The 11270-nt window shown below is 70.5% G+C and carries 12 protein-coding genes and 1 pseudogene; 11 read left to right on the top strand and 2 right to left on the bottom strand.

Translation table 11 applies throughout. The features are described from left to right. Positions 1 to 7: 7 nt before the first annotated feature. From AB0L64_RS06390 to AB0L64_RS06355, 8 genes and pseudogenes are all read left to right on the top strand, one after another. Positions 8 to 685, top strand: a complete 678-nt coding sequence (locus AB0L64_RS06390; protein ID WP_363708366.1) for a response regulator transcription factor — start codon at positions 8 to 10, stop codon at positions 683 to 685. Then, entirely contained in the window at positions 678 to 2123 is a 1446-nt protein-coding gene (locus AB0L64_RS06385; protein ID WP_363708364.1) for an ATP-binding protein, read from the top strand. Before AB0L64_RS06390 ends, AB0L64_RS06385 begins: the two co-directional genes overlap by 8 nt. A 103-nt stretch (positions 2124 to 2226) precedes the next feature. Beyond that, positions 2227 to 3219 carry an aldo/keto reductase gene (locus AB0L64_RS06380; protein ID WP_363708362.1) on the top strand — a complete coding sequence of 331 codons (993 nt, stop codon included), beginning with the start codon at positions 2227 to 2229 and terminating at the stop codon, positions 3217 to 3219. A gap of 63 nt (positions 3220 to 3282) precedes the next feature. Further along, positions 3283 to 4689, top strand: coding sequence for a PLP-dependent aminotransferase family protein (locus tag AB0L64_RS06375; protein WP_363708360.1), 1407 nt, complete (start codon positions 3283 to 3285; stop codon positions 4687 to 4689). Between the two features lie 37 nt (positions 4690 to 4726). Continuing rightward, the gene (locus AB0L64_RS06370) at positions 4727 to 4999 is read left to right on the top strand and encodes an SDR family NAD(P)-dependent oxidoreductase (protein WP_363708358.1); all 273 of its coding nucleotides are present in this window, start codon (positions 4727 to 4729) and stop codon (positions 4997 to 4999) included. Further along, positions 4963 to 5106 (top strand): annotated as a pseudogene (locus AB0L64_RS06365) (protochlorophyllide oxidoreductase); the annotation flags it as partial. The gene AB0L64_RS06370 and the pseudogene AB0L64_RS06365, both read left to right, overlap by 37 nt. Continuing rightward, positions 5107 to 5244 carry a hypothetical protein gene (locus AB0L64_RS06360; protein ID WP_363708356.1) on the top strand — a complete coding sequence of 46 codons (138 nt, stop codon included), beginning with the start codon at positions 5107 to 5109 and terminating at the stop codon, positions 5242 to 5244. A 44-nt stretch (positions 5245 to 5288) separates the two neighbouring features. Further along, complete coding sequence (locus AB0L64_RS06355; RefSeq protein WP_363708354.1) at positions 5289 to 5522, top strand: hypothetical protein; 234 nt, start codon at positions 5289 to 5291, stop codon at positions 5520 to 5522. Here AB0L64_RS06355 and AB0L64_RS06350 read toward each other — a convergent pair. After that, a complete protein-coding gene (locus AB0L64_RS06350; protein WP_363708353.1) occupies positions 5506 to 7854 on the bottom strand; it encodes an alpha-L-rhamnosidase C-terminal domain-containing protein in 2349 nt (782 codons plus the stop codon). The two genes, AB0L64_RS06355 and AB0L64_RS06350, sit on opposite strands and share 17 nt — an antisense overlap. Positions 7855 to 8052: 198 nt before the next feature. On the opposite strand from AB0L64_RS06350, the gene AB0L64_RS06345 reads away from it, so the two are divergent. After that, on the top strand, positions 8053 to 8724 hold the full coding sequence (locus tag AB0L64_RS06345; RefSeq protein WP_363708351.1) for a GAF and ANTAR domain-containing protein: 672 nt from the start codon (positions 8053 to 8055) through the stop codon (positions 8722 to 8724). Between the two features lie 25 nt (positions 8725 to 8749). On the opposite strand, the gene AB0L64_RS06340 is transcribed toward AB0L64_RS06345, so the two are convergent. Continuing rightward, positions 8750 to 9178 carry a DUF6458 family protein gene (locus AB0L64_RS06340; protein WP_363708349.1) on the bottom strand — a complete coding sequence of 143 codons (429 nt, stop codon included), beginning with the start codon at positions 9176 to 9178 and terminating at the stop codon, positions 8750 to 8752. A gap of 103 nt (positions 9179 to 9281) precedes the next feature. Between AB0L64_RS06340 and AB0L64_RS06335 the strand changes: the two genes are divergently transcribed. Continuing rightward, on the top strand, positions 9282 to 10730 hold the full coding sequence (locus AB0L64_RS06335) for a glycosyl hydrolase family 65 protein (RefSeq protein WP_363708347.1): 1449 nt from the start codon (positions 9282 to 9284) through the stop codon (positions 10728 to 10730). Between the two features lie 51 nt (positions 10731 to 10781). Further along, complete coding sequence (locus AB0L64_RS06330) at positions 10782 to 11219, top strand: ribonuclease H (RefSeq protein WP_359924574.1); 438 nt, start codon at positions 10782 to 10784, stop codon at positions 11217 to 11219. The last annotated feature ends 51 nt before the right edge of the window (positions 11220 to 11270 follow it).

The following is an 11270-nucleotide window of genomic DNA, read 5'->3' as shown; positions in this document are numbered from 1 at the left end:
TGGGACGGTGCGGCTACTGGTGGTGGAGGACGAGCGCCGGCTCGCCGCCGCGCTGAAGTGGGGCCTGGAGTCGCACGGCTTCACCGTCGACGTCGTGCACAGCGGGCCCGAGGCGTTGTGGGCCGCGGAGGAGAACGCGTACGCCGCGATCATCCTCGACGTGATGCTGCCCGGCCTGAACGGCTACCGCGTCTGCGAGAGTCTGCGCCGCGGCGGCGACGCGACGCCGATCATGATGCTGACCGCGAAGGACGGCGAGTACGACCAGGCCGAAGGGCTGGACACCGGCGCCGACGACTACCTGACCAAGCCGTTCTCGTACGTCGTCCTGGTGGCCCGCCTGCGCGCACTGCTGCGGCGCAGCGGCGCGGTCCGAGTCGAGCTCGATGTCGGCGATCTGGTCATCGACCCGGCGGCCCGGACCTGCCGCCGCGGCGAGCGGGCGATCGACCTGACTGCGCGCGAGTTCGCGATCCTGGAGTGCCTGGCGCGGCGGCGCGACGTGGTGGTGACCAAACGCGAGATCCTCGAACAGGTCTGGGACGCCCACTACGACGGCGACGTGAACGTGGTCGAGGTCCATGTCAGCGCCCTGCGCCGCAAGATCGACCAGCCGTTCGGCCGGAACACCCTGCAAACCGTGCGCGGCATGGGCTACCGACTCACCGGCAGCAGCCATGCCTGACCTCCGGCTGTCGACCGCCCTCCGCGCCGCTGTGGTCGCGGGACTGGTCGCCGCGGTGCTGGCCGTCGGCTTCGCGTTCTGGATCCACCACCAGATCTTCACCTCGCGCTACCACGACCTCGAGCGTCAGGCGGACAGCGACCGGCAACAGCTCATCGCGAACATGTACGGGTACCGAACCCTCCAGCCTGTCACCGGGAGCTTTGCCCAGGCTCCCACGGACGCGGTGTTCGAGGTCGTCGACGGCGCCGGCAAGGTCGTCGAGTCGAGCCCGGTGATCGGTGCCCTCGGAGCGGTTCCGGTCGCGCCCCGTCCGAACCGGTACGACCTGACGGACAGTATGTTCGTGACCGTCCGCGGACTCGGCCCCGACTCCCACTGCGCCGCCGCGCCGCAGGGCGACTGTGCCATCGCCAGCAGGATGGCCGGACGGCGCGTATGGGTGGACCGGCAGGTCGTCGCGGTCCGCGATGTCCTGCTGAAAGGCGATCCGAACGACGTCGTGGTGGTGTCGGTCTTCGTTGTGCCGTTCGAGGCCGAGGACGCGGCCGCCGAGGTGGACCGCGTCCTGCAGCGAACGCTGCCGCTGGCGGTTCTGCTGATCATGGTCGGCGCGTACGTCGGCACCCGGCTGGCGCTCCGGCCGATCGAGCGGATGCGGGCCCGGGCGGCGGCGATCAGCCAGCGGAACCTGCACGAGCGGCTGCCGATTCCTCCGACCGGGGACGCGGTCGCGCGGCTGGCGGCGACGCTGAACGACACGCTCGCCCGGCTGGAGGCGGCCGCCGAGCAGCAACGTGGCTTCGTCGCCGACGCGGCGCACGAACTACGCAGTCCGATCGCCACGTTGCGCACCACCTTGGAGGTGGCGGGCGCGCATCCCGAGCGCGCCGACTGGCCGCGGGTGAACCGGGTCGCGGTCGAGGAGGTCCAGCGGCTCCAGCAACTCGCCGACGACCTGCTCCTGATGGCGCGACTCGACGCCGACGCCACAACCACCGTGCAGCCGGTCGACCTGGCCGAGCTGGCCCGCCGGCAGCTCGCGCGGCGAATCGACGAGGGGCCGGACCTCCACTTCGAGTCGGCCCAGTCCGCGATGGTGGAAGGCGATCCCAGGCAGCTGGACCGGCTGCTCCGCAACCTGCTCGACAACGCCGTACGGCATGCGCGGACCAGCGTCACCGTGCGGATCGAGCAGCGCGCCGACCACGTCGTACTGCACGTCGACGACGACGGCCCCGGCATTCCGGCGGCCGACCGCGAGCGGGTCTTCGAGCGGTTCACCCGCCTGGACGAGGCCCGCACCCGCGATGCCGGGGGAGCCGGGCTCGGCCTGGCCATCGCGCGGGAGATCGCCCATCGCCACCACGGCACGCTCACCGCCTCAGCGCCGGAGTCCGGCGGCTCCCGGTTCACGCTGAGCATGGTCGCCGGCTGAATTGGTCCGCGATTCCGCGGGCCGATTGGGCGTGGATACCGCCGGACCCGCACCTAGATTGGCCGTGCGAGTGACCAACGGTGCAAAGGAACTGGATCGATACATGGAGTACCGCAATCTGGGTAGGACGGGACTGAAGGTCAGCGAGGTCTGCCTCGGCGCGATGCACTTCGGCGGCCCGACGGACGAGCAGACGAGCGTCCGGATCCTCGACGAGTTCGCCGACGCCGGCGGCACCTTCGTCGACACGGCCGACGTGTACAACGCGGGTGAGTCCGAGGCGGTTCTCGGCCGCTGGCTCAAGGGCCGCGACCGCGACGCGTTCGTGATCGCGACCAAGGTGTACGGCGCGATGGGCGACGGACCGAACGACGACGGGCTGAGCCGTAAGCACATCCTGTCCGCCGTCGAAGCGAGCCTGCGGCGCCTCGGCACCGACTACATCGACCTGTACTACACCCACGTCTGGGACACCGCGACGCCGATCGAGGAGACGCTGGCGACGCTCGACACCCTCGTCACGTCGGGCAAGGTCCGGTACCTCGGAGCGAGCAACGTCACCGGCTGGCAGCTGCAGAAGGCCATCGACCTCGCGGGGCCGAACCGGTACACCGCGCTGCAGCCGCTGTACAACCTGCTCGACCGTGAGGCCGAGTGGGAGCTCCTGGCGATCTGCCGCAACGAGGGCCTCGGCGTGATGCCCTGGAGTCCGCTGCGGGCTGGGTGGCTCGCAGGCCGGTTCCATCGCGGTATGGAGGCGCCGCCGGCGGACAGCCGGGTGGCGGCCGCGGCGGACCGTGGGCTGCTGGAGGCGTGGGACTACTACGACAACGAGCGGACCTGGAGCGTTCTCGACGCGCTGCACGACATCGCGGCCGCGACCGGTCGGAGCGTGTCTCAGATCGCGCTGCGGTGGCTGATCCAGACGGAGCCGGTCACCGCTCCGATCATCGGACCGCGCACGCTCGAGCACTACGTCGACAACATCGGCGCCGTCGGCTGGTCCCTCACCGAGGAGCAGCTCGACCGCCTGACGGCAGTCAGCGAGAAGCAGCCGGTCTACCCGTACGACCTGCTCCGCAACTTCCAGCGCTGACCTGGGGCCGGTGCGGCGACGCGCCGTACCGGCCCTCGGACGTCGTGACTAGGATCTGTGGTCATGGCGAGGCAGTCCACGCGCGCGGCCTGGACTGTGGTCCTGACCCTGGACGGCCTCGGCAAGCTCCACCAACAGGTCGAGCGCGCGTTGCGGGAGGCCGTCCGATCGGGACGCGTGTCGAGCGGCACGGTGCTGCCGCCCAGCCGTGAGCTGGCAGCGCAGCTCGGCTGCTCGCGATGGGCCGTCACCCAGGCATACGGCCAGCTCGTGACCGAGGGCTACCTGGCTACGCGAGTAGGGTCCGGGACCTGGGTCAGCTGGTCCGGCTCCAGCCGGCCGCCGGTTCGCCGTACGAGCACGGCCGGCGTGCCGACGTACAGGTTCGATCTGGCGCCCGGCGCGCCCGACCTGCGCGCGTTCCCGCGCACGCGGTGGGCGGAGGCAGCCCGGGCGGCCTCGCGGACGATACCGACCGCCGGCCTCGGGTATCCCGACGAGCAGGGCTATCTGCCGTTGCGCGAGCTGATGTCCGACTACCTGCAGCGCAGTCGCGGAGCGATCGTGACGGCCGACGACGTCGTCATCCGCAGCGGTGTCAGCGCGAGTGTCCGCCAACTCTGCACGGGCCTGCGCGCGACGGGCATCGATCGGATCGCCGTCGAGGACCCGGGCTGGACGCGCCTGCGTGCCGTGATCGAGTCGGCGGGTGTGCGGACCGAGCCGGTGCCGGTCGATCAGCACGGTCTCGACGTCGAGCGACTGGCCCGGCGGGACGATCTGCGCGCCGTGCTCGTCACCGCGGCCCATCAGTTCCCGACCGGCGTCGTCCTCGCGCCGCAGCGACGGCTGGAGCTGATCGAGTGGGCGCGGCGGCACGGCGGCGTGATCCTGGAGGACGACTACGACGCCGAGTTCCGGTACGACCGCAGCCCGGTCGGCACGCTGCAGGGGATGGCGCCGGAGCACGTCGTACTGCTCGGCTCGGTCAGCAAAACGCTGAGCCCCGCGATCGGGATCGGCTGGCTCGTGGCCCAGGGACGCTTGCGGGAGCTGCTGGAACGATCGTCCGGCCACGGACCGTCGACACTCGACCAGGCGACCTTCGCGGAACTGATGGCGGCCGGTGCCTACGACCGTCATCTGCGCGCGATGCAGCGCCGCTACAAGCGCCGCCGGGATCAGCTTCTGGCCGCGGTACGCCGGGAGTTGCCGACGTGGACGATCGGCGGGGCAGCGGCCGGCCTGCATCTGACGCTCACCCATCCCGCGAGCCTCGACACCGCCCGGCTCACGGTCGCCGCCCGCGACGCCGGAACCCGGATCGTTCCGCTCGCCGCGTACCGCATTCACGCCAATGGCAGCGACAACGGCATAGTCCTCGGCTACGGCAACATCGCCGACAACGAGGTCGCCCCGGCCATCCAATCGCTGGCAACGGCCTTCGCAAGCGCGGCCACGTCTGCCTAGGGCAACTGGTGGGCCTTGCCGGCGCTAGCATGCGGCGATGCTGACGTGGGGCGACGACGACATCCTCGACCAGGAAGGCCGGACGGTCGTGGTCACCGGCGCGAACTCGGGTCTGGGGCTGCGCGCGGCGACTGTGCTTGCGGCCAAAGGGGCAGGGGTGATCCTCGCCTGCCGGTCCCGCGAGCGCGGTGAGCGTGCCGCGGCGGCGGTCGGTGGAGAGCTCGTGCTGTCGGACCTTGCGGACCTGGACTCGGTGCCACGGCCGCCGCGGAGATCCGGGAACGTACCGGAGAGCGCGTCGACCTGCTGATCAACAACGCGGGCATCCCGGCGGGCCGGCTCCGGCGTACTGCCCAGGGACACGAATCGATCTTCGCGACCAACTACCTGGGCCATGCCGCGCTGACCTGGCTGCTGATGCCCGCACTCCGCGCCGGAAAGTCGGCCCGCGTCCTGACCGTGTCCAGCATCGCCCAGCGCGGCAAGGGTTTCGACGTCGAGGACCCCGACTTCGAGATGGGCGCCGCCGGTGCGGCGCGTTCGCGCGACCGCTGAACGCCCTGACGAAGGCTCTGTCCCAGTCCGTACCCGAGGGCACATTGCCCCTGCTGTACGCCGCGACCGCACCCGACGTCCGGGGCGGTGACTACTACGGCCCACGGAAGTTCGGCGAGTTCTTCCGCGGCGTCGGCCCGGCCCGTATCGACCCTCGAGCCCAGGACGAGAACCTCCGAGCCCGCCTCTGGGACCGCACCGCCGAACTGACCGGCGTACGGCCGGACCCCCGCCTGACATTCAAAGCCGGGATCCGGCCGATCAAGGTGCCGGGATGATCGTCACCGTGATCTGTGGGGGTGCGGTGATCTCGGGTGGTTTGCCGGGTTCGGCTCGGACCTGTAGGGGGCCGTGCGGTGTGGGGACGGAGGCCTGGGCCCACTCGAGGCCGCCGAGTTGCGGGGCGATGGTGACGGACGTCATCCCGGGGGCTGTCGGCCGGACTCCGAGCAGTGTCGCGACGTAGTGGTACAGCGGATGGGCGCCCCACGCGTGGCAGTCGCTGCGGGTCGGTTCGGGGTGTTCGACGACGGTGCGCAGGCCCTGGTCCAGCAACCCGAACCACAGGTCGAGCCGGGCGAGCAGAACGTCGGTGCGCCCGATCGCGTGCAGTGCTTCGAACAGGTAATGATCGAAGTACACCGTCGTCCGCGCCAGCGGTACGGGCGGTTCCAGGAGCATCGTCCGCACGGCCGGCTCGCCGTACTTCGCGCCCGCGAGCAGGGCCAGCGCTTGTGCGTGTTCGCTGAAGGCGGTGTGGCCGAGGTCGTCGGCGTACAGCCCGCGATCGGCGTCGTAGAACGCTTCGTCGGCGGCTTCGAGGAGTTGGTCGGCCAGTCGTGCGTACCGAGCGGATGCGTCGGGCTCGCCGACCCAGGACTCCAGCTCGGCGACCTGCCGTGCGACCAGCGCCAGCTGGAGGTGCAGCACCGCCGATACCCCGCGCCCGGGACCTGGCCAGTCAGGATGTCGCTCCCCGTCCTGGACGATCCCGGGCGGGCTACCGCCGTCCCATCCCGGCACCCAGTCGGTGAAGTTCCAGCCGTGCAGGGCGTGGAAGATCCCGCGGTCGTCGACCGACTGCTGATGAACCTCGACAGCCGCACGTACGGCGGGCATGAACTCGGTGACGAACGCCAGATCGCCGCGCCACAACGCGAAGTCGTGCACCATCGCGACCCACCACAGTGTGAACGGCGGGATCGGGGAGGACCGGCGGGACGGCGTTCGGGACGCGACCAACCCGTTGCCGTCCTGGCTGTGGGCGAACGCGCGCAATGCCTGCCGGGCGAGGGCGTCGTCGCCGGTGGTGGCGTAGGCGATCAGGCATTGCAGCCGGGTGTCGCCGGCGTACTGAAGCTGCTCGTAATACGGGCAGTCCATGGTCGTCTCGTGGCTGCAAGCCTGCAGCGTCCGGAGCGCGAGTACGCCGACCTGCGCCAGCCGCGGGTCGCTCGCGGTGAAGCGGCTGCGGTCTTCGTACGGATAGTGGGTCTCACGGAACCGCAGCCCGGTGATCGTCAGCGGTTCGGCCGCGGTGGTGACGAGGACCTCGACATAGCGGCCGGACTGCCACCACAGCGTGCTGTGTCGCTCGTGACCGCCGCCGGCGACGAAGCTGTCACCGATGCCGTCCGCTTCAAGACAGGGACGGCCGAACAGCTTGCCCGCGACGACATCGCGATGTCCCTTACCTGCTCCGGCCTCCGTCTCGTAGAGGGACTCCTGCCAGCGCAGCCGCACCTCGGCATCGCGGCCGCCGTCGAGATCGAGGACCGGGTACGCGCAGACGTACTGGTCGAGATCGATGAGCACGCGGCGGCAGGTCCCGGCCGCCATCGACAACGCCGTACCGTCGAGCAGCCGCTGCCAGTCGCGGGCCTCGTCGTCGAGGTTGTCCGCCGGCCGTACGACGCGGTCGTGCGTCGGCTCGCCCGCGGGGTGGGCCGCGACATGGCGAATGCGGGCGCCCTCGGCCCACCGCTGTGCCGGTGCGGGCAGGCGAGACGGCACCAGCAGTCGCCGGCCGTTTGTCGTCCGTCCTTCGGTGGCCGCTGACCACTCGAGGTCGTCCGCGCCGGTCTGCCAGCCCCACGGGTACGTGCGGCCGTCGCTGGCGTGCCTGGCGCCGCAGCCGTACCCGTCACCCTTCGGCCGGCGGCCGTGTCCTGGCAGGGCCGCCGCTTGCCAGGTCGCCGTACCGGTGTCGAGCTCGGGCGGCCGACCGCGCACAGTCTCGGCCGCTAGCAGGAAGGTGGGGCCGTCGCCGAGGCTCAGCTGAGCGAGCGGCGCGTCGTCGCCGAGGCTCCACACGCGAGCGGCGAGCCAGTGAGCGCCGGGCGGCAACAGCAGCCGGTAGCTCTCGAACGACCAGTGGCCGATGTCGCCCCGCGACGGCCCGCGGCCGACGAGGTCGCCGTCGAGCCACAGTTCGTATCGTTCGTCGGCCGAGACGTGGACAACGATCTCAGCCGCCTCCGAGCACTCGACCTGCAGCCGGAATCCCACCACGTCGCCGCTTTCGGCCGCCAGAATCCACCGCGCGGGCCAGGCGGCCTGATCCGCGAACGGGGCTCGCTCGAGCTGAAGCTGCTGAACGTCAGCGGTCATCGTCACGGGCTCCCTTCCAGGGAGAGTTCAACTGGCGTCGGAGTCGCAATCATCCACGAGTTCCTCGAACGCGGGTGGTTTGGCGTCCTGTTCTGCGGGAACCCGACCCATCGAGCGGGACTCTCGCCCGCTGCGCGACGCCTCGGTCTGTTCGCTGACGCGAGGGGTCGCCGTTTCGGCACTGTTCGAGGTGAAGCCATGGCTCAGCATCGGCGGCCGACCGAGCTGCTTCCTGTCCCCGGCGTCGAAAAGGCCGTCGATGCGGTCGTACGGTTCGCCGTCCAGGCCGTCGGTTGCACGTACGCCTCGGTGGTGCTGGTTCACCAGCGGACAAGCGTCGAGATCGTCGCGCTGACCGACCCTAGGCTGGTCGGGCTGTGCCAAGCGCAGATCGAGCTGGGGGAGGGGCCCCTGATCAGCGCGATCCGGACAGATCGGGAGCAGATCGTCCCGGATGTGCTGATCGAGCAGCGCTGGTCACATCTGTGGACCGATCGGGCGCTCGCAGCGGGCATCCGCGGCGCTGTTCACGTACCGGTGCGTGCCGGACGGCAGGCGTCGGTGACGCTGAGTCTGTTCAGCGAGGTCCCGGACGGTTTCGATGACGACGACGTCGCCTTCGCGCACGTCCTGGGCACTCATGCGGCGATGGCGATCGCGGCGGCCCGTCCCGAGGCCGGCCTGGTCGTGACGCCCGACGTACGCGACTTGGTCGGGCGGGCGACCGGCATCCTGATGGAGCGCGCAAGTATGGACGGCTACCAGGCGTTCGAGGCGCTCAAGCAGATGTCGCTGGACACCGGGCGGACACTTCGCGAGGTCGCCCAGGAGTTGATCGACGCCCGCGACTTCGCCGAGTCGTCACGCTAGCGCCGGCCTCGGGACCTGATCCGGGTCAGCGCCTTCGCGGCGCGCCGAGGAGCCGTCGGCGGCGCGCGGTGACGGGCGCCGCGGCGACGTCGGCGGGTTCCTCGGCGGCGGGCGTGGTGGGGAGGCCGCTGGCGGCGGGGTCGAGGTCGATACTGCGGGCAGTCGGGGTGTCCGCAGTCGTCGCCGGTGCAGGCTTCGGTTTGCGGACGACGTACGCGCGGATCCGTCCGGACTGGACCGTGCGGTACTCCTCCTCGACCGACTCGTCCAGGGCCTGCGTCGCGACGCGGCGGCGCTTGTTGGTGATCACGTACGACAGCCAGATGCCGGCAGCTCCGGCCAGCATCAGGATCACCCCGAGGGCAGGCAGGTCGACCGCGTCACTACGGTCGCGCAGGCCGAACGCGATGATCGCGCCGGCGGCCATCAGAAAGATCCCGAACCCAATGCTCATCACGCGCCTCCCTTGACCGGGCTCCGACAAGTACCCGGTACCCGCCGTTCAACCCTCGGACCGGAGCCGCACCGCGAGGTCGGCGGTCTGATGGAATGAGCGGATGACCACGACAGACCCACGGCCGACGCTGCGGTTCGCGGATCCGGAGAGCCAGGCGCTGTACGGGGCGACCTACGACGCGGCGCTCGAGAACCTGCTGGGCACCAACACCGTTCCGTTCGGCGAGATCTACGCCAGGAGCGGGCTGATGAACCCAGCAGTCGGCATGGTCCGCGCCGGTGGCGGCTACGAGCAGCCGTGGACCCGGGACGCGACGATCAACAGCTGGAACGCGACGAGCCTGCTGGCGCCGGCGTTGGCCGCGAACACGCTGTGGGCGGTGGTCGAGAAGGATGCCGAGGGCAACCTCAGGGTGCAGCAGGACAGCCAGCAGTGGGATCAGGTGGTGTGGACCGTCGGCGCCTGGCACCACTATCTGGTGACCGGCGACGGGGACTTCCTGCGGAGTGCGTACGAGGTCGTGACGAACACGCTCGCCCTCCGCGAGCAAGCGACGGTCTTCGGCGCCGATGCGCGCTACGGCCTGTTCACCGGCCCGTCGTTCTTCAACGACGGCGTCTCCGGTTTCCCCCTGCCGACGGCCGACGGGGGCGAGTCGCGGGGGAGCGAGAGTACGTCGTACCCGGATGTCGTCTCGGGGATGTACCTCAGCACCAACGCGCTGTACTGCGCGGCGTACACGCGGGCGGCCGAGATGTCGGACGCGCTCGGCCGGCCGGCCGACGGCCACCTGTCCAAGGCGGCGGCGCTCAAGCAGGCCATCAACGAGCATTTCTGGAACCCGCGGACCGGAAGCTACAACTACGAGCTCACGGCCGATGGCACGCCGGGCGTCTATCAGGAAGGCACGGGCCTCGCGTTCGCGCTGCTCTTCGGGATCGCCGACGACGCGCAAGCCAGTGCGCTGATCTCGAATGCGCAGCGGATGCCATGGGGAATGCCCGACACGTATCCGCACTGGGACAGATACTCCGGCGCGGAGCCCGGACGGCACAACGCGATCGTCTGGCCGCTCGTGCAAGGGCTCTGGGCCAAGGGGTTGGCCGAGCACGGCGAGGTGGAGGGGTTCGCGACGGAGACCAGGCTGCTCGCGGAGCTCGTCAGGAACAGCGGCGGCTTCTGGGAGATCTACGACGGGAACACCGGCGCCGTCGAGGGCGGCTACCAGGGCGCGACCGGCGTACTGAGGCGCCGCTGGGACTCGGAACCGGACCAGACCTGGTCGGCGACGGCGTACATCGACATGATGCACACCGGGCTGTTCGGGATGAGGTTCGACGACCGCGGCCTCACCTTCGCGCCGTCTCTCCCGGCTGGTTGGGGTGATGTCACGCTGAGCGGCCTGCGGTACCGCGACGCCGGGTTGACGGTGACGCTCCGCGGCACGGGCACCGTCATCCGCGGGTTGGAGCTCGACGGCAGCCCGCAGTCCGGCGTACCGGCGTCCCTTCAGGGCGACCACACGATCGAGATCACGCTCGGCGGGTAGCATCTGGTGCCGATGCCTTCAGTTCGCACTCGCCGGCCGCGTCCGGCTGATATGACAGTTCCCCTCGGCGCACGCACCGTGTTCACCGACGGCGCGTGCTCGCGCAACCCTGGACCCGGCGGGTGGGCCTGGGCGTTGTCGAAGACCGAGTTCGCGGCCGGTCACGAGGCCGCCTCCACGAACCAGCGGATGGAGATCCGCGCGGCCCTGGAGGCCGTGCGAGCCAACGACGGTCCGCTGCTCGTCGTCTCGGACTCGACGTACGTCGTGAATTGCTTCCGCGACCGATGGCACGCCGGTTGGCTCGAGCGAGGCTGGCTCACGTCGGCGAAGAAGCCGGTCGCCAACAGAGACCTGTGGGAGCCGCTGGTCGGGCTGGTCACCGAGCGCGGAGATGTCGCGTTCCAGTGGGTCAAGGGCCACTCCGGCCACGACATGAACGACTTCGTCGACCAACTGGCCGTCGCCGCCTGCTTCCCGTCGCCCTGAGCTCGACTCAGCTGCTGCGGGGCAGAGGCGCGCAGCCCGTGGGGGATGCGC

This window comes from Kribbella sp. NPDC051936, assembly GCF_040680955.1.
Taxonomy (GTDB): Bacteria; Actinomycetota; Actinomycetes; order Propionibacteriales; family Kribbellaceae; genus Kribbella.
This window is presented reverse-complemented; position numbering and strand designations above follow the sequence as displayed.

Bases quoted from the DNA above. Each gene is read 5' to 3' on its own strand.
- AB0L64_RS06345 (WP_363708351.1), top strand. From the start codon at position 8,053: ATGGCTCAGCATCGGCGGCCGACCGAGCTGCTTCCTGTCCCCGGCGTC.
- AB0L64_RS06360 (WP_363708356.1), top strand. From the start codon at position 5,107: ATGCCCGCACTCCGCGCCGGAAAGTCGGCCCGCGTCCTGACCGTGTCC.
- AB0L64_RS06385 (WP_363708364.1), top strand. From the start codon at position 678: ATGCCTGACCTCCGGCTGTCGACCGCCCTCCGCGCCGCTGTGGTCGCG.
- AB0L64_RS06350 (WP_363708353.1), bottom strand. From the start codon at position 7,854: ATGACCGCTGACGTTCAGCAGCTTCAGCTCGAGCGAGCCCCGTTCGCG.
- AB0L64_RS06330 (WP_359924574.1), top strand. From the start codon at position 10,782: ATGACAGTTCCCCTCGGCGCACGCACCGTGTTCACCGACGGCGCGTGC.
- AB0L64_RS06380 (WP_363708362.1), top strand. From the start codon at position 2,227: ATGGAGTACCGCAATCTGGGTAGGACGGGACTGAAGGTCAGCGAGGTC.
- AB0L64_RS06375 (WP_363708360.1), top strand. From the start codon at position 3,283: ATGGCGAGGCAGTCCACGCGCGCGGCCTGGACTGTGGTCCTGACCCTG.
- AB0L64_RS06335 (WP_363708347.1), top strand. From the start codon at position 9,282: ATGACCACGACAGACCCACGGCCGACGCTGCGGTTCGCGGATCCGGAG.
- AB0L64_RS06370 (WP_363708358.1), top strand. From the start codon at position 4,727: ATGCTGACGTGGGGCGACGACGACATCCTCGACCAGGAAGGCCGGACG.
- AB0L64_RS06340 (WP_363708349.1), bottom strand. From the start codon at position 9,178: ATGAGCATTGGGTTCGGGATCTTTCTGATGGCCGCCGGCGCGATCATC.